The 24,303-nt window shown below is 62.3% G+C and carries 20 protein-coding genes and 2 pseudogenes; 7 read left to right on the forward strand and 15 right to left on the reverse strand.

The genetic code is table 11. The features are described from left to right. Positions 1-2: 2 nt before the first annotated feature. The gene (locus tag SJY40_RS03950) at positions 3-800 is read right to left on the reverse strand and encodes an IclR family transcriptional regulator (protein ID WP_378943005.1); all 798 of its coding nucleotides are present in this window, start codon (positions 798-800) and stop codon (positions 3-5) included. 158 nt (positions 801-958) lie between these two features. Here SJY40_RS03950 and SJY40_RS03955 point away from each other — a divergent pair, with 158 nt between their 5' ends. The 5 genes from SJY40_RS03955 to SJY40_RS03975 all read left to right on the forward strand — a co-directional run bounded on the left by SJY40_RS03955 (position 959) and on the right by SJY40_RS03975 (position 5,917). Further along, entirely contained in the window at positions 959-1,966 is a 1,008-nt protein-coding gene (locus tag SJY40_RS03955) for a DctP family TRAP transporter solute-binding subunit (RefSeq protein ID WP_378943007.1), read from the forward strand. 52 nt (positions 1,967-2,018) lie between these two features. After that, on the forward strand, positions 2,019-2,498 hold the full coding sequence (locus SJY40_RS03960; RefSeq protein WP_378948270.1) for a TRAP transporter small permease: 480 nt from the start codon (positions 2,019-2,021) through the stop codon (positions 2,496-2,498). After that, a complete protein-coding gene (locus SJY40_RS03965; RefSeq protein ID WP_378943010.1) occupies positions 2,491-3,804 on the forward strand; it encodes a TRAP transporter large permease in 1,314 nt (437 codons plus the stop codon). The genes SJY40_RS03960 and SJY40_RS03965 overlap by 8 nt, the downstream gene beginning before the upstream one ends. Positions 3,805-3,829: 25 nt before the next feature. Further along, a complete protein-coding gene (locus SJY40_RS03970; RefSeq protein ID WP_378943013.1) occupies positions 3,830-4,594 on the forward strand; it encodes an SDR family NAD(P)-dependent oxidoreductase in 765 nt (254 codons plus the stop codon). A gap of 156 nt (positions 4,595-4,750) precedes the next feature. Beyond that, the gene (locus SJY40_RS03975; RefSeq protein ID WP_378943015.1) at positions 4,751-5,917 is read left to right on the forward strand and encodes an iron-containing alcohol dehydrogenase; all 1,167 of its coding nucleotides are present in this window, start codon (positions 4,751-4,753) and stop codon (positions 5,915-5,917) included. A 28-nt stretch (positions 5,918-5,945) separates the two neighbouring features. Here the strand turns inward: SJY40_RS03975 and SJY40_RS03980 are convergent, their stop codons facing one another. The 4 genes from SJY40_RS03980 to SJY40_RS03995 form a co-directional block, all read right to left on the reverse strand. Then, entirely contained in the window at positions 5,946-6,518 is a 573-nt protein-coding gene (locus SJY40_RS03980) for a c-type cytochrome (protein WP_378943018.1), read from the reverse strand. Further along, entirely contained in the window at positions 6,511-7,698 is a 1,188-nt protein-coding gene (locus tag SJY40_RS03985; protein ID WP_378943020.1) for a PQQ-dependent sugar dehydrogenase, read from the reverse strand. Before SJY40_RS03985 ends, SJY40_RS03980 begins: the two co-directional genes overlap by 8 nt. Positions 7,699-7,883: 185 nt before the next feature. After that, a complete protein-coding gene (locus tag SJY40_RS03990) occupies positions 7,884-9,797 on the reverse strand; it encodes an alpha/beta hydrolase domain-containing protein (RefSeq protein WP_378943023.1) in 1,914 nt (637 codons plus the stop codon). Positions 9,798-10,115: 318 nt separating this feature from the next. Next, positions 10,116-11,275 (reverse strand): IS3 family transposase gene (locus SJY40_RS03995; RefSeq protein WP_378943025.1). Its coding sequence is split into 2 segments (ribosomal slippage): positions 10,116-11,026 and positions 11,026-11,275, totalling 1,161 coding nucleotides; the frame shifts between segments, so codons are not numbered across the junction. A 648-nt stretch (positions 11,276-11,923) separates the two neighbouring features. On the opposite strand from SJY40_RS03995, the gene SJY40_RS04000 reads away from it, so the two are divergent. Further along, a complete protein-coding gene (locus SJY40_RS04000; RefSeq protein ID WP_378943028.1) occupies positions 11,924-13,051 on the forward strand; it encodes a calcium-binding protein in 1,128 nt (375 codons plus the stop codon). Between the two features lie 268 nt (positions 13,052-13,319). Here SJY40_RS04000 and SJY40_RS04005 read toward each other — a convergent pair. After that, positions 13,320-13,762 (reverse strand): annotated as a pseudogene (locus SJY40_RS04005) (IS5 family transposase); the annotation flags it as partial. Positions 13,763-13,958: 196 nt separating this feature from the next. On the opposite strand from SJY40_RS04005, the gene SJY40_RS04010 reads away from it, so the two are divergent. After that, the gene (locus tag SJY40_RS04010) at positions 13,959-17,678 is read left to right on the forward strand and encodes a hypothetical protein (RefSeq protein WP_378943031.1); all 3,720 of its coding nucleotides are present in this window, start codon (positions 13,959-13,961) and stop codon (positions 17,676-17,678) included. Positions 17,679-17,792: 114 nt separating this feature from the next. On the opposite strand, the gene SJY40_RS04015 is transcribed toward SJY40_RS04010, so the two are convergent. The 9 genes and pseudogenes from SJY40_RS04015 to SJY40_RS04055 form a co-directional block, all read right to left on the reverse strand. After that, the gene (locus SJY40_RS04015; RefSeq protein ID WP_378943033.1) at positions 17,793-18,359 is read right to left on the reverse strand and encodes a hypothetical protein; all 567 of its coding nucleotides are present in this window, start codon (positions 18,357-18,359) and stop codon (positions 17,793-17,795) included. Between the two features lie 165 nt (positions 18,360-18,524). Beyond that, on the reverse strand, positions 18,525-19,112 hold the full coding sequence (locus SJY40_RS04020) for a hypothetical protein (protein WP_378943035.1): 588 nt from the start codon (positions 19,110-19,112) through the stop codon (positions 18,525-18,527). A 124-nt stretch (positions 19,113-19,236) separates the two neighbouring features. Then, positions 19,237-20,136: pseudogene (locus tag SJY40_RS04025) on the reverse strand (IS5 family transposase). 27 nt (positions 20,137-20,163) lie between these two features. Next, entirely contained in the window at positions 20,164-21,663 is a 1,500-nt protein-coding gene (locus SJY40_RS04030; protein WP_378943037.1) for an IS66 family transposase, read from the reverse strand. Positions 21,664-21,723: 60 nt separating this feature from the next. After that, complete coding sequence (gene tnpB, locus SJY40_RS04035) at positions 21,724-22,071, reverse strand: IS66 family insertion sequence element accessory protein TnpB (RefSeq protein WP_223429010.1); 348 nt, start codon at positions 22,069-22,071, stop codon at positions 21,724-21,726. Further along, complete coding sequence (locus SJY40_RS04040; RefSeq protein WP_378943040.1) at positions 22,068-22,463, reverse strand: transposase; 396 nt, start codon at positions 22,461-22,463, stop codon at positions 22,068-22,070. The genes tnpB and SJY40_RS04040 overlap by 4 nt, the downstream gene beginning before the upstream one ends. 387 nt (positions 22,464-22,850) lie before the next feature. Then, positions 22,851-23,309, reverse strand: a complete 459-nt coding sequence (locus SJY40_RS04045) for a DUF305 domain-containing protein (RefSeq protein WP_378943042.1) — start codon at positions 23,307-23,309, stop codon at positions 22,851-22,853. A gap of 52 nt (positions 23,310-23,361) precedes the next feature. Further along, a complete protein-coding gene (locus SJY40_RS04050) occupies positions 23,362-24,153 on the reverse strand; it encodes a MauE/DoxX family redox-associated membrane protein (RefSeq protein WP_378943045.1) in 792 nt (263 codons plus the stop codon). Between the two features lie 24 nt (positions 24,154-24,177). After that, positions 24,178-24,303, reverse strand: a complete 126-nt coding sequence (locus SJY40_RS04055) for a hypothetical protein (RefSeq protein ID WP_378943047.1) — start codon at positions 24,301-24,303, stop codon at positions 24,178-24,180.

A 24,303-nucleotide genomic window follows, 5' to 3' on the forward strand; every position in this document is an offset into this window, starting at 1 on the left:
GTTCATCCTTTGCGGGGCGCGGTTCGGGCCAGTCGTGTTTCGATATGGGCGGCCTCGGTGCGCAGATGGCGGGTCAATTCGGGCAGGCGGTCGGGGCGCATGCGGGCCTCGACCGCGGCGACGGACAGAGCACCGGCAAGGCGACCGTCGGGGTGGCGCAGCGCGATGCCCAGACCCCATGATCCTTCGATCACCAGACCGGGGTTCAGGGCGACGCCATCGGTGCGGGTCCGTTCGACCATGCGCATCAGCTGGTCGGGCGGCAGGCGCGGGTAACGGTCGGTCAGCACCGGCGCGATGGCGGCCAGCACGGTGGCGATTTCATCGTCGGGCAGGGCGGCCAGCATCGCCAGCGATCCCGCGCCGACACCCAAGGGATGCATCTGCCCCGCCACCAGTGCGTGCGACCGCAGGGGATAGCTGCCCTCCTCTCGCATCAGGCACAGGGTGTTGGCCCCGCGACGGACCGTCAGCAGGGCGGCGTCGCCGGTGACCTGCCCCAAACGCATGACGCTTTCCCCTGCGGCCCGCATCAGGCCGGGGCGACGCGACGCCTGCGCCCCCAGAACCTGCAATTGCATGCCAAGGTGATAGCGACTGTCGTCATCCTGTTCGGCCATGCCCGCACGGATCAGCGCCAGCAGCAGCCGCCGCACCGTGGCCTTGTTCAACCCGGTGTCCGCCACCAGCCCGGCCAGCGTGCCGCCCTCATCGCCGCATGCGCCGATGCGCTGCAACAGCAGCAGGGCGCGGTCCACGCTTTGGGCACCAGTGTCAGGGTGGTCTGTATTATGAACCATTCAAGAGAGCCCGTACCATGCAATAAAGCCGAATATTCCTGTCATGATGGTAGAAGCATCCACGGTTAGGCAAGTTTTTTCTTGCCAGACGCTTCCGCAAGGTTCCATGATATGAACCAAGCCACGGGAGGGTGGCCGGTTTCACGAGGGAGGATGCGATGCAGATGGCAGGATGGGGACGGCTGGCTTTGGCCACGGCACTGGTTTCGGCGCTTGGGGTCGGGGCGGCCATGGCGGACACGCTGCGGCTGTCGCATAACACCGGCGACGGGACGACGTGGCACAAGGGTGCCGAACGCTTTGGCGAATTGCTGGCCGAACGCAGCGGCGGCGAAATGACCCTGCGCGTCTTCCCCAATGCCCAGCTGGCAGGCGGCGACCAGATGCGGCAGGCCGATATGGTCGGACGCGGCGCGCTGGATTTCGTGATGACCTCGGCCATCAACGTGACGCCTCTGGTGCAGGAAATGGCGGTCTTCTCGCTGCCCTACATGTATGAAAACTATGCGCAGGTCGATGCCACGACCGCCGATGGCGGCCCGGCCGAGGCGCTGCGCGACATCCTGCGCGACAAGGGGATCGAGGTTCTGGCCTGGGGCGAGAACGGCTTCCGCGAGGTGACGAACAACACCCGCCCCGTCAAGACGCCCGAGGATATGAAGGGCCTGAACATGCGCGTCGCGGGGCCGATGTATATCGACGTGATGAACGCGCTTGGTGCCAACCCTCAGCAGATGCAATGGACCGAAACCATGACCGCCCTGCAGCAGGGTGTGGTGGATGGTCAGGAAAACCCCATCGGCGCGGTGATCATCCCGCAGCAGGTCTATGAGGTTCAGAAATATCTGACCACATGGCATTATTCCTATGATCCGATCTTCCTCGGGATCTCGAAGAAAAAATTCGATGCCATGGATGCCGACACCCAGACCATGATGCGCGAAACCGCCGCCGAGGCGATGGATTACCAGCGCCGGATCAGCCGCGAGGATACCGAAACCGGCATCGCCTTCCTGCGCGACAAGGGGATGGAGGTCTATGAACCCACCCCCGAGGAACTGACCGCCTTCCGCGAAGCCACCCGGCCTGCCTTCGATCAATGGGCCGAAAAAGTCGGGCCTGATCTGGTCGCCTCCTTCCAGGATGCGATCGCGCAGGCGCAGTGACCTGACGGGCGGGGGGCGCATCCCCCGCCGAAAGCCCCCCTTCGAGGTGCCCATGTTTGCCTTCCTGACGCGCGAGGCCGAGCGGCTGATCTGCGCCGTTCTGTTTCTGGGCATGACCCTGCTTGGCTTTGCCAATGTGGTCGTGCGCTATGCCACCAATTACTCGCTGGCCTCATCCGAGGAATTGTTGACCAACGGCTTTTTGCTGCTGACCGTCTTCGGCGCGGCTATCGCGGCGCGTCACGGCCAGCATCTGGCGGTGACGGCGGTGGTCTCGATGCTGCCGCGCAGGTTGGCGCGGGTGGTGATCGTGATTTCGGGGGTGCTGTCGGTGGGGCTGCTGCTCGGCTCGGCATGGCTGGCATGGATGTCGCTGCGCACGCTTTATGCCAATGGGCTGACATCCTATGCGCTTGGCATTCCGGCATGGTATTATCAGGCGGCGGTGCCCTTCGCATTCCTGCTGATCGCGCTGCGCTTCGTCCAGAACGCGGTTCAGGAATTCCGGCTGGCGGAGGCGGATCATGGTTGAGATCGGACCCGGCAGCCAAATGATCATGCTGTTCTTTCTGCTGCTGGCGCTGCGCGTGCCGGTGGCGTTCTCGCTTGGGCTGTCGGCGCTTTACGCGATGTGGCGGATGGGCTTCGGGCTGGATCTGGCGGGCGATCTGATCACGGCGGGGGTGGCGCGCTATTCCCTGCTGGCGATCCCGTTCTTCATCCTTGCGGGCGCGCTGATGGGCAGCACCGGCATTGCCGAACGCATGATCCGGTTCTTTCGCGTGCTGGTCGGCGGGTTGCCCGGCGGCATGGGCGTCGTCGGCACAGTCGTCTGCCTCTTCTGGGGCGCGGTCAGCGGGTCCGGTCCCGCATCGGTCGCGGCCATCGGTCCGATGATCATCAAGGGGATGGAGGAGGACGGCTATTCCCGCGCCCATGCCGCCGGTCTGGTCTGCGCGGGCGCGGCGCTGTCCATCGTCATTCCGCCCTCGATCGGGCTGGTGCTGTTCGGCGTCATCGCCGAGGTTTCGATTTCGCAGCTGTTCATCGCGGCGATCATTCCGGGGCTGTTCATGGGGTTGACGATGCTGGCGGTCCTGCCATTCATCGCGCCGAAGGGGGCGGGCAGGTCGCTGAACCGGCTGATCCCCGATCCATATGCGGGGCTGCCCTATGGCGCGCGACTGTGGCGAAGCTTCCGCGACAGCTTCTGGGGGCTGCTGACGCCGGTGGTGATCCTTGGCGGCATCTATTCCGGCGTTTTCACCCCGACCGAGGCCGCGCTGGTCGCCACCGTCTATGCGCTGCTGGTCGGCGGGCTGATCTATCGCAGCCTGACATTGCGCGCGCTTTACGACACGCTGGCCGAGGCTGCGGGGTCATCGGCCACGGTGATGCTAATCGTCGCCTATGCGGGGCTCTTCGGTTGGGTCATCACGGTCGAGGATCTGGTCGGCACCTATTCGACCGGTCTTTTGCAAATCAGCGACAACCAATGGGTCATCCTGCTGATCATCATGCTGATCCTGCTGATTGCGGGGATGTTCATGGATGCGATCACCGTGATGTTCATCACGCTGCCCATCGTCCTGCCCGTCATGCATGAACTGGGCTGGGATCCGGTCTGGTTCGGCGTCCTGGTGATGATCAATCTGGCCATCGGGCTGATCACGCCGCCGGTCGGGGTGAACCTGTTTGTCGCCGCCAATGTGACCAACATCTCGATCGAGCGTGTGGCGCGGGGGGCCTTGCCCTTCCTGATCGCCACGTTGCTGGGGCTGGGGGTCGTCGCAGCCTTCCCGAGCATGTCGCTGTGGATGGTCCATTGGCTGAAATAGCCCCAAGCGGGCCAAGGGGGATATCATGAAGACGAAGACCGCAATCATCACCGGGGCCGCGCGCGGCATCGGGCTGGCTACGGCGCGATTGATGTCGGGGCAGGGCTGGCGTGTGGTGCTGGCCGATATCGACGGGGATGAACTGGCCCATGTGGCGCAGGGATGGGACGATGCGCTTGCCATCACCTGCGATGTGTCGGACCCCGATCAGGTGACGGCGATGGTGGATCGGGCCGTCGAATGGTCCGGTCGCATCGACGCGCTGGTCAACAACGCGGGCGTCGCCGATTTTCGGCCCATGTGTGAAACCGATCTGGGTATCTGGCGGCGGATCATGTCGGTCAATCTGGATGGCGTCTTCCTGTGTTCACAGGCGGCCATCCCGCATCTGGCGCAGGCAGGGGGCGCGATTGTGAACATCACCTCGATCTCGGGGCTGCGGGCCAGTACCTTGCGCGTGGCCTATGGCACCTCCAAGGCGGCGGTGATCCACCTGACCCGCCAGCAGGCCGCCGAGCTGGGTGAACAAGGCATTCGCGCCAATTGCGTCGCCCCCGGTCCGGTCGATACCAAGCTGGCGCTGGCGGTCCACAGCCCGGAAATCCGCGCCGCCTATCACGACGCGATCCCCCTAAACCGCTATGGCCGCGAGGATGAGATCGCGCAGGCCATCGCGTTCCTGTGCAGCGAACAGGCGTCCTATATCACCGGTCAGGTGCTGGCCGCCGATGGCGGGTTCGAGGCGACGGGCGTCGGTCTGCCTGCGCTGCGGGCCGCTGCACGGCAATGAGGTTGCCAGGTTTCCGGGCGGCGGTCGGCTTATTCCAGCCGATGGCGGCCCGGAGGCAGGCCCGCGTCTTCATGCGGGCGATCCCCCTTCCTAGGTGACAGCGACAACCGGGGGCGGTGCTGCCGCCCACCGCATCACAAGCAGATGGGAAACGACATGACCAATGCGATCAAACCCTTCGCCTTTCAGACACCCGGTTCGCTGACCGTCGAATGGGGCGGGGCGCAACGCCTTGGCGCCTTGATGTCGGGGTGGTTCGAGGCACGGCGCCTGCTGATCGTCACCGACAAGTTCCTGAACGAAAGCGGCATGCTGGATCCGATCCGGGCCTCGCTACAGGAATACGGTTTTGCCGTCACCGTCTTCGATGACGTGGTGGCCGACCCCCCGGAGGCGATCGTCGAAAGCTGCGCCGCCCTGGGGCGGGAACAGGGTTGCGATGCCGTTCTGGGACTGGGGGGCGGTTCCTCGATGGATATCGCCAAGCTGGCGGCGGTCCTGCTGATCGCCGAACAACCCCTGTCCGACCTTTACGGCATCGACAAGGTCAAGGGCGTGCGCGTGCCGCTGGTGCAGGTGCCGACCACCGCCGGAACCGGATCCGAGGTGACCAACATCACGATCCTGACCACGGGTGAAACCACCAAGATGGGTGTCGTTTCGCCCCGGCTCTATGCCGATCACGTTCTGCTGGACGCGCAGCTGACGGTCGGGCTGCCCCCCGTGCAGACGGCGGCCACGGGCATCGATGCCATGGTCCACGCGATCGAGGCCTATACTGGGCGTCACAAGAAGAACCCGCTGTCCGATGTCTTCGCCCGCGAGGCGCTGCGACTGCTGGCGGGCAATCTTGTCACCGCCTGTCAGGATGGCAGCAACCGCGCGGCGCGCGAGGCGATGCTGCTGGGCGCGAACCTTGCGGGGCAGGCCTTTTCCAACAGCCCCGTCGCGGCGGTCCATGCGCTGGCCTATCCGCTTGGCGGGCATTTCCATTTGCCCCACGGCCTGACGAATGCGCTGATGCTGGGGCCGGTGCTGCGGCTGAACATGACCGAGGCCGCGCCGCTTTACGCCGAACTGGCCGATGTCGTCATGGGGCCTTCGGATGAGGGGACGCAGGGTCGCGCCGCGGCTTTCGTCGACTTTATCGGGGATCTGATGGACCGATCCGGCGCGCCCCGGCGGCTGCGCGACGTCGATGTGCCCCAGGACAGCCTGCCGATGCTGGCCCGCGACGCAATGCTGCAGATGCGTCTGCTGGTCAACAACCCCGTCGAGGTCGATGAGGCGACGGCGCTGCGTCTGTATCAGGACGCCTATTGATGCGCACCGCCGCCTTGAAATCGTGCCGTTATTGCAGATGCGCCACGTAATAGGCCAGGGTTTCGATATCATCATCCGACAATTCGGTGGCGATCTCGACCATGGCGGCGCGGTCGCCGATGCGCCGCTCGGCCTTGTAGTCCTGCAGCGACTTGGCGACATAGTCCTGACGCTGGTTACGCAGAGGCGGCATCTGGCGACCGTCGGTGTAATCCGCACCGTGACATGACGCGCAACGATGATCCTTGGAAAGCTGCGCCCCCGCAGCCATGCGGTCGGCGTCGGGTTCATCCTGCGGCGCATCGGGGGCGGGCAGGGTGGCGACCCATTCGGACGCCGCGCGCAGATCATTGTCGGTGAAATCCGCGACCATGCCGGTCATGATATCGTCCTGACGCTGACCACCCCGGAAGGCGACCAGCTGCAGCAGCGCGTAATAGGCATCCAGACCGCCCAGATGCGGCACGTCCTTGGTGGCGTCATCGCCGTGACAGGCGATACAACTGTCCTGCATCTGGGTGAACTGGTCCTGCGCCAGCGCGGGTGCGGCAAGGCCGGCGATGAATGCCGCCCCTGCCAGAAGATGCCGCGCCTTATTCATCGCGGCTGATGCGCCAGATCGCGCCGTTCCAGTCGTCCGACACCAGCAGGGCGCCATCGGGCATGGTGGCCACATCGACCGGGCGGCCGACGTATTCATTGTCGACGATGAAGCCGGTCAGGAAGGGCTCGGTCCGTTCGACCTGCGTGTCACCTTCAAGGTAGGCCACGGCAACTTCGGCGCCTTCCTTGACGCTGCGGTTCCACGGACCATGCTTGGCGATGAAGATCTGACCTTTGTAATCGTCGCCGAACATTTCGCCCTGATAGAACTGCATGCCCAATGGCGCGGTATGCGGCCCCAGCAGCGCGACGGGATCGGTGAATTCGTCGCATTTGCGGCCCCAGCCGAATTCCGGATCGGTGAACAGCCCGTTGTGGCAATAGGGGAAGCCGAAGTCCTGGCCTTCCTCGGTCAGGACGTTCAGTTCATCCTGGGGGATGTCCTCGGACAGCCAGTCGCGCTGGTTGTCGGTGAACCACAGATTGCCGGTCGTGGGGTTCCAGTCGAAGCCGACAGTGTTGCGCATGCCTGCAAGGATCGGCTCCGCCTCGGAGCCGTCCAGACCCATGCGGCGGATCTCTCCGAAGCCTTCTTCGCGTTCGCAGATGTTGCAGGGGGACGAGTTCGAGACATAGAGCATGTCGTCCGGCCCCACCCCCAGATAGCGCCACCCATGCGGCCGCGGCTCGCCCAGATCGGAATAGATCTCGGTCAGCTCGGGCGCGCTGTCGAGGTTGTTCATGATGTCCTTGGCGACCGAGATCTTGGTGTGTTCGGCGATATACAGATCGCCATCGTGCAGCGCGATGCCATTGGGCCAGTCAAGACCTTCGTAAAGCGTCACCGCCTCGCCGCCGGGTGGAATGGCATAGACGGCATTGCCCTGCCATGTGCCCACGAAGACCGTGCCGTCATCGGCGACGCGCAGGGTGCGAGCGTTGTTGATGCCGCTGGCAAAGACCTCGACCTTGAAGCCATCGGGCACGGTCAGCGTCGGCAGATCGGCCTCGGCGGTGGGCAGGGGCGGCGGCGCCTGCGGTGCCAGCTGCTGGGCGGCCTCGGATTCGGGCTGTCCTTCCAGCGGGCTGCCTTTCTCCGGTTCCTGCGCGGCCGCGAATTGGGCCGTGAATGCCAACGTGCCGATGATGGCCGTGGCGGTCTTCAATCCCGTCTTCATCGTTTTCCTCCCATCGTCTGCAGGGAACATGACCCGGCAGACTCCCCTCATGGATGTATCAGCGTGGTGGCATGTCCGCAGACACGCAAGGGCTGGCGGGCTTTCTGGTCCATATGGATGATGGCCCGACATGCGAAGGGGCGGCACCCGGTGCCGCCCCTGCAGAATATGTGATGCCTGCGTGGTTACTGCAGCGGCCAGTCGGGTGCCGCGCCGATGGCAAGATCCTTGTCGGCGGTCAGCAGAAAGCCTTGGGTGACAAGATCCTCGGCCGCGCTGTTGACCGAGGCGGCATAGGCGTCCGCGCCGTCATAGCGATCGGTGACCGGTGCCCGGCTGTCGCTGTTCGAAGCACTTTGCGGGAAGGCGATATAGCTGCCCGTCAGCCCGCACAGGTTGCCGCCGGCAAAACCTTCGCGGCGCAGGTTCCACCCCCAATAGGTGCCGAGGGGTGCCGCCATCTGGACCTGGCGCACCCCGCCCAGGGGCATGCCGTCGTCATCGACACGCGGGACCAGTGACGCATAGCTGTCGCCAACCTCGGCGGGCGTCTTGTCGTGGTCGCGCAGACGCAGCTGGTTTGCCGGGGGCGTCGCGACATCGCCATCCACGGTGGGCAGCGTCAGCGCGGCGGGGTCGATCAGCGCATCGGTGCCCGCCGGATAGACCGAAGCTGGCGGCTCGACCCCGTCGCGGACCCAATCGGCCATCGCCACCGTCAGTGCGCGCATCGTCGGGGCCATGCTGACGGGATTGCTGTCAAAGACGCAGGTGGCGGTTTCTTCGCTTTTGGCATCCCATGTCGTGTAATGTGGCGCACCGGCGATGAAATACAGACGCACGTCCTGCGGCATCTGGATCGGCGTGCCATCCGCCAATGTCGAGACCAGCGCCGCGCGGCCTTGCCAGAACTCGGTCGAGCTGTCGGTATGCATCAGCTTGGGGCAGGTTTCCGTGGTGCGGCAAGCGGTGAAGATACCGTCGGTCCGGCCACTGACGGGATCGACCGTCTCGGGATAGGTGAAGGGGAACTGGTCGCCGGGGAAATCATGATCCTCGTGCTGGCGGCTATAGCGGCCCTGTTGGGCAAAGCGATAATTGGTGAAGGATTTGCGCGATCCCGCGATATGGGGCATGGCGCCATCGAAAACGGGCTTGCCCTCGGCATCCGCATTGAAGCCTTGATAGATGAAATCGCGCAGGAAGCGTCCCGATTGCGAAATACCCATGCCGATGGTGTGTTCGATCGGGCCGATTGGGTTCGGGATATCCTGCGTGCCGTTGCCCCGCAGGAAGGATACCAGATCAGCCGTGGCGATGAACCCCAGCCCCGCCGGGATCGCGTCCTTGGCCGGATAGGTGAATTCATAGATCGCACCGCCGTCACCTGCCGGTCGGTTGATCCGGACGGTCCGTTCATCGACGTATTCAAAGCTCAGACCCTCGGGGGTGGTCCGGTCGTCATCGGCGTTCTGGCGAACCGTCAGCGTCGCCTTGGCCGGGTCCATCTCTGCCGCCGGATAGCTGAGCGTCACGGTCGATACGGCTTCGGTATCGTCAAAGACGAACTCCTCGCGCGATTGTCCAATGACGTCCTTCAGCGTCGGCAGTTGCGCGCCCGAAAAGCCATCCTCCATCCCCGACTGCCAACCGCCCCAGACGATAGTGTGCCCCTGCCGCATCAGGAAGCCATCCCCCGGATCCTCCATCGACAGCCCCGTCCCGAGGGATCTGGCGGCATTCAACAGCCCAAAGGACAGGTTCCGACCCCGGTTCGGAACTTCATAGAACATCACCCGTGATCCCGCCTCGGCCGAGGCCGGTGCCATGATCGTCACATCGGAACTGAATTCGACCATGCCCTCGGCGTTGACGGGCGCCTTTTCGATATCGACGATCCGGCTGGCGCGATCGGATGTCGGGTCCAACGCAAAATGCGCCCGGCCCTGCATCAGCTGATAAGCCCCCGCATCGCCGAATGCCTGCCCGTCATAGGCTGGCTGCGTCGTGACCTCCAAAGACACCAGTTCGGCATTTGCCGTTGCCGCCCCGATCAGCAATGCCGCCGCGGCGGTGGTGCATCTGTATGTGTTTCTCATTTCCATCCCCTCCCATGTCGTAGTCCAGCAAAGACTACGCACCATGATGCACATCAAAAGCTTTGTTGTATATATCAACGGCAGGGAATTAACTGCGGATGCGGGCTCGACCTTGCCGGCCAAGCAGTCGCCAGTGGCGGTGGGACTCTTTCAAACTGTATTCTGCCAAGACCGAAAGCGAAGGAGCTTGGGCCATGAACCAAGCAACTGCCGCAATCGCAAGATTGGGTAAGTTGCAGGAACCGACCTGTCTGTTCCCGTAGCCTGATGTCGCGATAATGCGCTGAATGGGTGACCTGCCCCCTGCTGGTCCCTCATTCATAACGAGAGTCTGCAGGTTGGATCTGGGTATTCGGTTGCTCTTCCTGGCGCAAGTGCGCCGGGCGCGGAGCCCTCAAAATGCTCAAGCGCACGGCGCGCTTGCTGCGGCGTCTGGTTACCCAAGGACGAGTGCGGCCTGACCGTGTTATAGTCGTAGCGCCACAGGGCCAGCTTGCGCCGCGCGTCATCCAGGCTGTCGAAGATTTCCTCGTTCAGCAGTTCATCCCTGAGGCTACCGTTGAAGCTTTCAACGAAGGCGTTCTGCTGTGGCTTACCCGGATCGATGTAATGCCACGACACCTCGTTCTCGTCGGCCCATTTCAGGATCGCCCGACTGGTGAACTCGGTTCCATTATCGCTGACAATGCAGCCTGGCTTGCCGTAGAGCCGGATCAGGGCACTGAGTTCCCGGACGACCCGTGCGCCGGACAGGCTGGTGTCCGCGACAAGGCACAGGCATTCACGCGTGCAGTCGTCGATCACGGCGAGGATCCGGAACTTCCGCGAGGCACCGAAGCTGTCGGAGACAAAGTCCAACGACCAGCGCGCGTTGACGCCCGCAGCCGATGGCATCGGGATTCTTGTGCCACGCGCTCGCTTGCGACCGCGTCGTTTTTGCACGGACAGCCCTTCCTCGCGGTAGATCCTGTAGAGCTTCTTGTGGTTCATGATCATGCCCTTGCGTTCTAGAAGCACGCCGATCCGGCGATAACCGAACCGACGTCGCTTTCCGGCGATCTCCTGCATCTCCTTGCGGATCTCGACACTGTCCGGCGGGCGTTCTCGCCGGACTGTCTTTGGATCGACACCGACCAGCCTGCAGGCTCGGCGCTGCGAGATATCATGATCCCGTATCACCCGAAGCGCCGCGTCTCGCCGTTTGATCAATGTCGTCAGCTCTTTCCCAGCAGGTCTTTTAGGACGACGTTGTCCAGCATGGTATCGGCCAGCAGGCGCTTGAGTTTGGCGTTCTCGTCTTCGAGCGATTTCAATCTGGCCGCCTCGGACACCTCCATCCCGCCATACTGGGACTTGAACTTGTAGAACGTTGCAGGGCTGAGGCCATGCCTACGGCACACCTCTGCCGTCGGCATGCCGGCTTCCTGTTCCTTGATCATCCCGATGATCCGCGCCTCGGTGAAACGGCTCTTTCTCATGTGTCTGCTCCCTAAGAGTTGGCGCAGACTCTACATTACGGTGAGGGATTTCGCGGGGGGCAGGTCAATCACCATTGCGATGCGGAAGGCAACTGGGCAACAACAGCCCCGCGCTTCCATCCTCTGGCATTAACTACCGAAATCCTAGGCGGCGTGAACGTCGCTAAATTGCCCGCGGATTATGAAGGCCCGGCGATCCGGTTCTGGAAAAAACCTTAGTGGCGTGTTGTACTTTCATTCGCTGCGTCAAGCGCGAGTGTCGCTGATGGGCTCTTCGCGTCGATGCTGCGCCGACCTAGGGGCAGCAACGGTGCGGGGCAGCCCCTGATCCGCGTAATCGGCCCTTTGCAGACGGTCACCACTAGTCATGTGCTGCAGTGCAGCTTCCTCGATCCGGACGTTGGCTCATGTCGCAACGAGGTCATTAACGTTGCAGTTTCTTTGCGTACTATAGCTGACCAACACGGCTTGCGAACACCGCCGAAAGATTGGAAATGGGATTGCGCAGGGAGTTGACGATCTTTGTGGCTTCGGTGTCGTTTTTGTTCCCGTCGAAAATTCCATTCACGTTGAACAAGATGAAGCTTGACCCGTCACCGCCCGCAATTGAGGGTGACGCTGCGACTTCTTTCTCCGGCAGGACCAAACATGGCTGACATCACGCTCTACCCTCCGGGCGACCGTATCGACGGCACTTCCGAGGCTGACACGATCCGGACTCTCTATCACAACAATCTGCCGCACCGTTTCATCTACGGCAGAAACGGCGATGATCTTCTGATCATCAACTCCTGGAGCTTCAGCCGAGAGCACCCAACCTATTGGCACCTGCCCGAAAATCAAAAGGGCGACAGCATCGACGGCGGCGCGGGCAATGACACGATCCGTGGCGACCAGGGCGGAAACAACATCTTTGGTGGCCTTGGAGATGATGTCCTATCTGGCGGAACGCCAGTCTACGAGCCCCCTTTCGATACACCGTTCTTCGAGCGAGAACTTGACGACGTCATGAGAGGCGGCGCTGGCAACGACAGGATCTACGGACAGGGCGGACACGATCGGCTCTTCGGCGACGCGGGCAACGACCAGCTCGACGGCGGCGCCGGCAACGACACGCTTTCAGGCGGCGGCGGCCATGACAGACTAGTCGGCGGAACCGGGCACGATCTGCTGCACGGGGATGCTGGCAACGACACGCTGAGTGGAGGTGCCGGAAACGACACGCTCGAGGGCGGGATAGGGAATGATCTGCTTCTGGGCGGCGCAGGTCGCGACCGGCTAGTCGGTGGTGGTGGCAATGATCGACTGGAAGGAGGCGCTGACGCTGACATCTTGGTCGGTGGCGACGGAGCGGACTCGCTTTTCGGCGGCGCGGGCGCGGACAACCTCTCCGGGGGCGGCGGTCGGGATCTGCTGTTTGGTGAACTTGGAAAGGACGTTCTCACAGGCGACCTTGCAGCTGACCGCTTCGTGTTCACGCAGGCGCGCGACTCTCGGCCTGGGGCGTCGAACCGCGACGTCATCACAGACTTCAGCCGAGCGCAGGGAGACAAGATCGACCTCACGGCTGTTGACGCCAACCTGCGGCGCGCGGGCGACGATGCGTTCGACTTCATCGGGACCAAGGGGTTCAGCGGCGTCGCCGGCCAGCTGCGGTATCAGAGCAGCGATGGCAAGACGGTAATCCTCGGGGATATCGACGGAGACCTGGTAGCGGATTTCTCTATCGAGCTGAGCCGGCAGATCTCACTCATCGAGCATGACTTCCTGCTCTGAGAACAAGGGCCGAGGCATGCAGATGCCGTAGCCTAAGGCGCCTCCTCGACACGTAGGCATCAGGACTACTTAAAGCGTCAAGACACGATCGGAGAGGCGGGATAAAATCCTGCCTCTTCGATTTCTGATTCGCAGGATAAGCATCGCGAGAATGTTTGGAGGATAGCAAGCGGTGGGTGGATCGCGTCACGCGCGACGAAGCCAAGCCGGATACGGCAAATAAGGACTTCACGCACCTGCTGGGTTTATGGAAGCGCGTGGCGCGGTCCAAGGGCATCGACCTGTCCTTCACCACCGAATGTCTGATGCTGCGCACTGGCCAGGAGAAGCCACCTCTTGAGCGGCCAAAACCCTGTCTTGGAGTCCCCCTTTTGCGCCCGCAGCCTGATGATGGGCGCGAACCACGGTGCTGTCGACCATTTGGAGGGCATCCGGCGCCGCCCCACTTTGGTTCAGGGCGTCCATGATGTCCTCTCAGAGACCTACCCGCGTCCAGCGTCGGAACTGCCGGTAGACGCTCGACTATATGCCAAATTCCTCAGGCAGGTCGCGCCATGGGGCACCGGTGCGAGCGATCCAGAATATCCCATCAAGCACAAGGCGGTGGTTGGTCGGTTTGCGCCCGTTCGGCGCACGGACCGCTAGGATAAACCGTTCAAAGAGCGCCCGCTCGTCGTCCGACATCAGGTCTCGTGCCAAGCTAGTCTCCATCGCAGATACCGGCTTGAATCATGCCCGCACCGCAATTTGAATCCCTTTTGTCAACACGGACTAAAGTGCAAGATTCACTGTTTGATCGGCGTCATTTTTGAAGTTGGAGATGCGCGAAAGTTCAAAACGGTTTTCTTGTGCATTTTGAACTCAGGCGCAATGATGAAGTATATTGGCTTTACCCGGAGGATTATCCGTGCTGCGCATCGCCTCTGCTTTTGTCATTTGCCTTTGGTCTGCCGCCGTCGAGGCCCAGGAAGTTAGCGACGCCGATCGCGTGGCGGATGCGCTGTGGCTTGAGACGTTGCGCGCAAATCCGACGCTGGCCGCTAACGATGAAACGATCTCCTACGCGATGAGACGCATCCCGGAGCTCGCGATAGCCAATGATGTCACCGCCGAACAGCTGGCGGCTGCGCGTGATCGGGCCTCCGCCTGGCTGGCTGCCCGCGCGACCGAGCCCTCGGCGCTCCCCCTCGACGCAACCGTCACCCTCATCTCTTCGATCCGGCGTAGCGAGGGTGGAGGTTTCCTGCTTGCTGCCGGCAATGTGCAAAATCGTGGGCCGATTTCCGGTACGTTTCAGGAGCTGACGATACGTGGGCCACTGCAATCCCCGGCGGTTATTTTGCACCCTATCCTCAATCATGATCTGGGGGCCATGCAGCCGAATGGCGCGGGCGCGGCGCGTCTCGAAGAACTCGCTGCGACACGACAGGGTGCGATGGCCGTCGCGACGCTCACCATTTCAGAGGTCGAAAGCACGCGTACAGGGACGGCGACCGCCGGAGGTCAGGTCACGTCCATCGTGCTTCACGAACTGACGGCTCCCGAGCGTAACCAGTACGCCCCTGGTGATCCGATCTGGATCGTGCCGTTGCTGGGCGACGTGCCCGCAATTTCGCGTGACGACATCGCGCGCGCCTTCCGGCTGGAGACGGTGGAAAACGGCGATTTCGTTGATCGTTTTGACTACCATCAACCGAGCCTCGCACGCGCCTTGGCTTGGAAAGAACTGACGGCCCAGCCGTTGGAGACCGTGCTGGACAGGAGGCTTTCGCCCGACCTCTTCTGGTTTGCGCTGACCGAAATCGCGCCCGATCGCCTACAGGATAGTTTGATCCCTCCGCACAAGCTTACGCCATCACGTAATCAGTTCGCGGCTGAAGTGGACGTGCTCGAACGCCAAGAGCTGGAAGATGCCGCGATCACGGCCCTTTGGCCACAGATCGCCGCCGTACTGCCAGAGGAGCCATTGCCTTTGACCGTGGTCGAAAGTGTTTCGATCCGCGACTACGACACCGAACGGGGAGGCTTCGCCGTCGCTTGGGGCGCAGGTGGTTGGTTGCTCGGCACGCAGTATCCCGTGCTTGCGGGCCTGCCGGAGTTTCTGACGGTCCCCCGCGATCAGGCGCAAGTGGTTTTGCAGCGTATGGACCAGCTCGACGGACCAGGTCGGCGCGCGCTGAGCGTCAAAGCGCGTCTAGATCTGTCGGTCCGGCGCGCGACCTTCACAGAAGATGGTCCCATGACCCAGCCGCGCCTGACCTTCGGGTTCGGTCTGAAAGAGGCCAGCCTGCATGTTGGGCGCAGCCATCCCGACCTCGCATCGCTCGCCGCCAACAAGGTCATGGATCTCGATCCGGCCACGTATCGAGGACCGGCGGAGCCGCTGGCTGACGAGGGCGACCTCGCACGCTTTGCTGCCCTGGCCGACGTGCCTTATCCCACGGGCGAAGCGATGATCGCGGCAGCAATTGCGGTGGCCGATGATCCCGCTGCGTTTGCAGCCGCGATGAACCGGCAGGCCCGCGTGAGCGATCCGCTCGGAGCAGCGCAAGCCTTGCCTTTGCCGGACCCGCTGATTGTAACAGGTGTCGTGGAGTTTGATCGTCAGGGTGAGAACTGGACCCTGTCGGACGTGCGTCTTGGCCAGCGTTCGAACGAGAGTGGCCTGACCGCACCGCAAGTCCGGCTCGCCAACCGCTCTGTCTTCGACGCCCTTGCGCTAGACCCATCCCAGTCCGAGGCCCTGCAGGCGGTGCGCGGGCGTGTGAGGTTTCACGCGACTGCTTCAGCCAAAGAGGCGGGGCTTGAAGGTTCTCGTCCGGTCGTATTCCTCGACTTTTCGGACATCACCTTGTTTTCGTTCGAGACGGATCACACCGGCCTTCCCACGTTTCGCGCGGAGCTTGACGGCGTGCCTGCCACTTCTATCGCGATAACCCCGGAGGCAGGCGCGTCCCAAGCTGCTGGGATGGAGGTGCCTGACCTCTTGGTGCTCGATCACGATCTTCTCGATCTCCTCCACCTGCGTGAGGCACCCGACACTGTTGACGACCCGACCCTTGACCGAATGTTGCTCGACCGGCTTCACAGGGAGCTTAGGACACCCGAGGCCGACCTTGTCTGGGGGCGTTTCTTTGATCCGCAGCCGCAGCGGCTTAACCGTGTCGAGCGCGCCGCCCTTTGGCCAGCCTTCCGCGCGTGGCAGAGCGCGCGCGCTGCCGCCCTTCCTGATCGTGTGGTGGCGCGGGTTGCTACCAACCCGATCCAAGCGGGATGCGGGGTGATGTCGTATGCGGATCGGTCCCAGACCAATCAATTCTCGCCCGGAATCGCGGCACAGCTTGAAGGCTTTGACTATGAAACCGTGCGCGCCGCCAATGGCGCGGATATTGGAATGCTTGAACGCATGTTGCGCGACACACCCGAACGTGCCCCGCTGCTCGCTCAGGTGCGCCTCACGCAGATGGGCGGTCGTCCGATCTATGCGCTTTACCGGATGGCCCTTCATCCGACGGCATCGAAATGCACCGGGCAAGAGCAGTTTGATGCCGTCACAGATGGTTTCGAGCCTGCCGAAAGCGCCTTCGTTGATGCCGTCGTCGTTTTGCGGGATGCCGTCCTTGTCCCGCAGGAGCGGCGCGGTGTCGTCGAAACGCGCCACATTACTGAGATCGCCGAAGTTTCCTTCGAACCGACTTCAAATGGGGGGGCTGCGAGTGCGACTGCGCCGAGATTGGCCGGAACGCTGGTTCTGTCTCTCCAAGTGACGGATAGTGTGTTCTTTGGTGCCGACGCCTTACCCTCGCGACACGCTCCGAACCCGACGGGTCAGCCCGTCCGCATGTCTGTCGATCAAATCCGGGCACTCGCTGTTTCACCGCCGGAAGCAGCTGACATATCGGGGCTCAGCCTCAACAGCTCTCAGGCCGAGTTCGAGGCCGCGATTACAGCCGTCGGGGCCGGTCAGAGGACCGTCACGCAGACCTTCAACCGGGTGATCGGACCGGTGAACCTGCCCGGCCGCGGCGAGGTCTTCGGCACAGAGGCGGGCACCGATGCGATCCTGCGCGTTGACCTTCAGGGGTCGGAGATACTGGCCGCCATCATTGACCAGAGACTTGATCAGGAGCGCTTCGCACTCGGGCGAGTGACGCTCTATGATCCGTCCCAGGTGACGCCTGATGGCGTGCAGGCCGCGCTCCTGAACAAGTATGGCGACCCGGATTTCGTCACCGATGCTCGCCGCGGCGGCGCGGGCTTGCGGCGGCTTGTCTGGGGGTGGTCGCCGGTGGTCTCACGTGAGGAATGTCTGCCTCGTCTGGATTTGCCAGCGGGACGGGTGCTGTCCGACGCGTTTGCGGTCCGCTCCGACGAGGATCGCGCCGTGAACACTCTGTCGCAGCGCCTGCCCTGGCCTGTCTTTGAACCTCTGGCAGATGACGCACTTGCCGCAGACTACGCGACCTGCGGCACCGTCGTGATCGCAGAGGTGTCCTCGGCGCAGGGCTCTGTTTCGCTTGTCGTCTGGGTCATTGATCCCGCTTCTCTTGCAACTTTCGACATCACAAAGCCTGAGCCAAAGACGCTGGGAGACACGCGAGAAAACCCCGCCGATATCAACCTGTAATACAGGCAGTCCGAGGGATCGTGCGACGTGAGGGGACTGGTTTATGATCCGTAAAGATAGCCCCAGCAATATGGTCTCATGTAGCAACCGCGCCAATATGCTTTGTCTTCGACGTTACAAGCCCGGGCGAAGAAAATAAAGGCTTACCGAGGGGACGATGCACACGTAGATCAGCAATCTCCAATCAGGAGATCGGACGGAGGGCCGGGCAGGTCGACGCGGTCGCCCCCCTGTCGCCAACCGATTGGAGGCGCCGGAGACGAGTTGCGCACGCGCCCCTCCATCAAAGAGCGCAAAGGCCGTGTCGCCCTGCCGCCCGTTGTCGGGCGCGGGACGACTGCCTATGGTGATCTCGTTGACTTCTGCGCCGAGGCGGATTGCGAGGGCTAGTTCCCGGCTTTCGGTGCAGCCCACCGTCAGCGACCCACCGGCGATGTCGAGGCTCAGCGCCTCGATGCCCGTCGCGTCCCAAACCGGGACCACGCGCCGGGCATCTGCTTGCTCGGTCACGGGCGCTGCGGGCGCAGGCGCGTCGGTGCTGTGCGGTGTCGGGGCATTTCCGAACAGCGCCTGTCGCCGTGCATCATCGAGCATTTCGAGTGGCGCGGCCTCGTCAAAACTCCGAAATCCGGTCGGCGACGTGCCCATGGTCGTGTTTAAGCGCCAGAACTGAAGCACCATGGCCCGCCGCCCGTCCGAGGAGGGCGTCGCGTGGACGACGCAGCTCGCCAGATGATTCGGTTAACGGCCACGCAACGGTGCTTCCAACTGCTGGCCCACGGGGACGAGTGGAAGTTGTTTGCCGTCCCCAGCGATCCGCGTAGCTGTGCCGCTTTGTGGGACCTGTCAGACGGAGAAGGCAATGGTGGCGATAAAGGTCTCGACGAAGCCCGCGCCGCCTGATGGGCCGCAGAAGCCCCCGATCCAGCCGAGCGAGCCCTGATCCGCGAAAACAATGACTTTACCCATTTCGCTCTCCGCGCGTGGCGGGAGCGCTCCTTTCTCGGGATCGGTCGGACGCACGAAATCGTCCACGACGATCCCGTCCGCGGGCGCTGCCACTACGACCTCCGGCAAGCTGGCCATCTGCGCTGTGCCATAGACCGCGCGCACGATCACGCCGACAAGCCCTTTCTCCGCCGTCACGATGGGTCCGCCAAGGCTGAATGCGGTGAGCGCAGGGTCGCGTAACGTGAATGGGCCGGATGCCCCACCGGACAGCGCCACAGGCGCAACGGGCCGTTCCCAGCCACCAAACGGGTTCTGGGTCACAAACGTCGCCTGAGCGGGGTCCGTTGCCGGGTTAAATACACCGACCAGCAGCTGGGAGGTGATCGTGTTGGCCGTGAACTTTGCGGTCGTGTCGTCCAGCGGGACCGTGACCGTCACCCACGCCATGCCGTCGATGGCGCTCGCCGCGGACGCACCGGACATCGGATGCCACGGGCAGTCGCTCCAGATACGCAGGCATGAAACCTCGGCCGAGAGAATGGCATCGCTGGTTGACTTTGTTGCGCAAATCGGGTGACGGCCGAGCTTCCCCTATTCCCGGACAGACTTATCCTACGGCCTCTGTAACAGGTATGCCGAGGGCGGTGTAGCCGTTCAGCACGGCAATCCGGACCTGGATCTCGGCAACTTGGCGGTCGAAGTCTCGCGCCATGAGGCGCTGTCCTAGAAGTTTCATGCAATGCATCTTGCTCTCGACGCGGCTTCGGCGGTGATAGCCACTCCAATTTCGTCAAAGCGCCCGGCTGAGTTATTTCGATGCCCGGAGGGCTTCGTTTCGTGCGACCGCTCCAAGGGTGTTCGGCTTCCATGGTTTTGCGTTCTTGCGAGGTGGGATGACGGCGGCGGCGCCACGATCCGCAATGGCATCATGACACTTGCGCGTGTCATAGGCGCCGTCTGCGGTGACGCTGCCGATCTCTTGTTCGGGTGGGATCTGATCGAGGAGTTCCTGCAGCATGGGGGCGTCGCCGATGCCACTGCTGGTGAACTCGACGGCACGGATCTCCAACGTTTTCTCATCGATCCCGAGGTGGATCTTTCGCCGGACCCGCCGTTTGGGACCGCCGTGCTTGCAGGCATTCCAATCCCCTTCGCCCTCGACCTTGATGCCGGTGCTGTCGATCAGCAGATGCAGCGGGCCCTTGGAGCCGCGATAGGGGATGTTCACGGCCAAGGTCTTCTGGCGACGAGACAGCGTGCTGAAGTCGGGCACCGCCCAGTCCAAGCCGACCAACTTCAGCAGGCTCTCGACGAAACCAGTCGTTTGCCGGAGCGCCATACCGAACAAGACCTTGATTGAAAGGCACGTCTGGATAGCGGCGTCGCTATAGGTCAGATGGCGGCCACGCCGTCCTGTCGGCGCGGCATCCCAAGTCATGTCGGGGTCAAACCAGATCGTCAGCGAGCCCTGGCGCTTGAGCGCTTCATTGTAGGCTGGCCAGTTCATGGTCTGTAAGCGTCCGGTCTGACCGCCCTATGTCGCGGTTTTCCACGGCAGGAGATCGTTGACCCGGTTGATCTTGTAGTCAGAGATGCGTGTAAGTGTGTCGGCCAGCCAGGCCTGCGGATCGATACTGTTCAGTTTGGCTGTCTCGATCAGGGTGTAGGCGATTGCGGCGGCCTTTCCACCAGTCTGCGAGCCCACGAAGAGATAATTTTTCCGGCCAATGGCGATGGAGCGCATTGCGCGTTCGGCCGTGTTGTTGTCGAGTTCCAGGATGCCGTGATCGAGGTAGGGTCTGAGCCGTTCCATGCGGGTCAGGGCATAACGGATCGCGGCCGCCAGCGGCGACTTTCCGGAGATGCTGGGCAACTGAGCATGCAGCCAGACCTCGAGATCATTGAAGATCGGCTTTGCCCTGGCTTGCCTGATCTCGACCCGCAACTCTGGTGGTGATCCCCGCGCGTCCTTCTCGACCGCGTAGAGCTGCGTGATGCGCCGGATGGCTTCATCGGCTATGGCTGAGCCTTGGGCTCGGTGGATGTTGACAAACTTACGGCGCACATGTGCCATGCAAGCGACCTCGCGGATATCTCCGGAACGGTAGATGTCCTCGAACCCGGCATAGCCATCCGCGTGCATCCAGCCTTGATACTTTGCGAGGTGATCCTTCGGATGCTGCCCTTTGCGATCTGGCGAGAACTGATACCAACTGGCAGGTGGGGCACTACCGTCCCACGGTCGTTCATCCCGGCCATAAGCCCAGAGCCGCGCTGTTGCTATCTTGCCGGTGCCGGGGGCCAGCATCTTCACCGGGGTGTCGTCTGCGAAGATGGCCTGTCCAGCCAGCACGTGCCGTCCAATGGCATCTGCGAGCGGTTCCAAAAGGGCCGTGGATTTGCCAACCCAATCGGCCAGCGTTGAGCGGTCAATGTCGATCCCGTCGCGCTCGAAGATGCCGCTCTGGCGATAGAGCGGTAGGTGATCGGCGTATTTGTTGACCAGCACATGTGCCAGCAGGCCGGGTCCGGGACGGCCCCGTTCGATCGGGCGTGATGGCAAAGCAGCCTGCGAGAAGCCCTCGCAACCCGAACATGCAAAGCGGGGCCGCACGATGCGGTTCACGATGAACCGGCCGGGAACATACTCCAACTCTTCGGTCACATCCTCTCCCAGTCGGCGCAGCGCACCACCACAATGGGCGCAATCGTCGTCGCCCGTCGTCAGTTCGACTTCCATGCGCGGGATGTGATCGGGGATCGGCCGGCGCTTCGGCTTGTCCTTCGGCTCCTCGTCGGGAAGCCGCAGCTTTGCGGTCATCTTGGCGACAGCGATCTCGCTCGTCTCCAATGCCAGTTGAAGCTGTTCGATGCTCTCGGAAGAGGCGCCGAACCGATGGCTGCGATGGCCCGCCAGTTGATGCCGCAACTTCTCGATCAGGACCGCCTGCGACTTCACCTCAGCCAGCAACAGCGCTGTGAACTGTCTCAGTTCATCAGGGTCTTCCGGCAGGGATTTGGCCACGTCCAACATGGTCGGAACATAGCAAAACAACGGTGCGACGGGAATCCCACGCAGGCAATCACCGTCGCTTTATCCTGCCTTGAGCGGCTTCCAGCTGCGTTGCGGCAGACGCCAGTCGATCCCCTCCAGGAGCATCGCCAACTGGGCAGCTGTCAGGGCGATCTTGCCCTCCTTCGCCGATGGCCAAACAAACCGGCCCTTCTCAAGCCGTTTGCTGAACAGGCACGCGCCTTGTCCGTCCCACCAGATGATCTTGATCAGATCGCCGCGGCGGCCGCGGAAGACAAACATGTGACCCGCAAACGGGTCCTGCTTCAGCGTCTGCTCTGCCTGGGCCGCCAGCGTCGTGAACCCGCGCCGCATATCGGTCACACCCGCTGCAAGCCACACCCGTGTGTTCGCCGGAACCGGGATCATGCAGACAGGCCTCGGATGAGCCGGGCCAATGCTTCGGGATCGTAGCCACCGATGATCCTCAGCCTGTGACCGCCTGCAATGTCGATCTCAATCGCGCTGTGCGCGGGCTTGGCGTCAGGCGTCGGGACCGTGTCTTTGTTCCGGGGCCGGTCAAGGATCTCAACCGGCAGGAAACAGGGCGCATCATCTCCCAGATCCTCAACCGCTTCAGGATCTGGCGCATATCGAGGATCACGCAACCATTTGAAAATCATGTTCGCGTTCATCGCGTAACGGCGGGCGACCTGCGCCACCGAAACGCCCGCTGCCGTCGTCTGAAAACAGATCGACCGCTTCTCTTCGTCCGACGCGCCATTCGCTGCCCCATAGTGTCCGCCATCCAAAGCGGACACTATCGAACACACTCTATGCGCGGCAGAGCAGTCAGCCCGGACGCTTACGGAGGATACGCGGACGCGGCTATTTGATCTGGCTGGCCAGTGTGGGGCTATTCTACGCCGATTTATGTGCCTCAGTGACCGGACCATCGCCCCACGATCGTAGACGGCCCTTAGCTGCCCTTCCTAGCTCGGCAGACGTGCAATACCGCTTCCCCAAACCGGACGTTCGTGCCTTGGTGCAGCGAGATCGCACTGGCAAAGTCGGCTATGCGGGACTTTTCAGACCTTCGCTGCACGTGCACCAGTGTCCGGTCTGGTGAACCGTTCAACAAACGGTGGTTTTTGGGAGGTGCCTTAAAGAAGTAGCCGCAAAATCCGGAACGTGCGGCCAGCGTCATACTATTCGGCGTTCTCGGCCAGCCAAGCGGTCATTTGGTCAATTTCACCGACCTGCGCGGCGATTATTTCTCCGGCAAGTTCGATCATATGCGGGTCGTCACCATGTTCAAGCAGCACCTGCGCCATGTCGATTGCGCCCTGATGGTGGGCAATCATTGCGCAGGCGAATGCCACGTCGGCATCTTCACGCATCATACCTTCCTCCATTGCGGGCATGGTAATTGCCATTCTGCGCATATTCTCCTGCACGTGCTCTGGCATGGCATCATGATCGTCACTCTCCGACCGCGTGTTGTAAGCGGGATCGTCGTGACCCATCGCCGAATGATCCATTTCCCCCATAGCAGAAACTTTGGTGCACTGTTCGGGAGGCTCGAACCCGGCATCCTGTGCCCAAGCTGGTGCGGAAAATGCCAACGCCGCAATGGTAGTTGCGAGGGCGGTCTTGATGATGTTCATTTTCGAGTTCTCCTGTTTATTTCGATTTCCGAGAGGAACGGTGGAGGACGTTTCAGGCTGCGAACCACATCCCCAACATCCAGAGGCCCATGCCCATCATCATCAGGTTTTCCGTCAGGCTTACGAAACCCAGAGGCACGTTCGAGTTGCCGCCCAGACAGGCACATTTCAATTCTCGTTTGTCGATGTATACGGCTTTGAACACGCTGATCGCGCCCACCGTTGCAATGAAGAGCGCCGCAGGAGCAGCAAGCGGGGTCAACAACATACCCGTCATCAGAATACCCGCCCCCGTCTCAACCCACGGATAGACATAGGCGTATGGCACCCACTTTCGCGCCAACAGATCGTAGTTGAGGAACATCGTCGTGAAGCTTTCGATGTCGCGGAGCTTCTGCATCCCCAAGAGGATCATCGAGACCGAGATGAACCAGCCGAGCGTTTGCCATGTGATCGTGCCGAGGAAGCCAATGGACAGCGCGAGCGCCGTCGCGGCGGCCACGGCGAAGAGGTAGATCACCGGTTTGTAGGTCGTGGCCTTCGGATCGTAGTCGGTGAGCTTCTGGCGTAGGGCATCATAGCCACCGACGCGCTCGCCGTCGATCCAGACCTGCGGTGTGGTGGGAACGTCGTATTCTTCCTTGAACGCATCGACTTCTGACCGTTCGCGGAATAGCCGGTCATCGACCTTGAACCCTTTGCGGTCCAGAAGCCAGCGTGCCTTTTGCCCTGCCGGGCACAGATGGTTCGGCAGAGCCATGCGGTAGAGAACAGCTGTTTTCCCGATCGCGGCGGTGGCGGGATCGGTTGTTACGTCGGCAAAGTCGCGGGTGTCCTTTGGCATTTCATAATCTCCTTGCGATCAGCGTCAGCGAGAGTTGCGGACAAAATAAACGATACCGGTGATCAGAAAGGCGATGAATAGCAGGGCGATCAGTCCCATGCCGCCCATCATTATCCAGCCTGCACCTTCGTGCATTTCACCATTCATCAT

It is taken from the genome of Paracoccus sp. R86501 (genome assembly GCF_042466435.1).
In the GTDB taxonomy this organism is placed as follows: Bacteria; Pseudomonadota; Alphaproteobacteria; order Rhodobacterales; family Rhodobacteraceae; genus Paracoccus.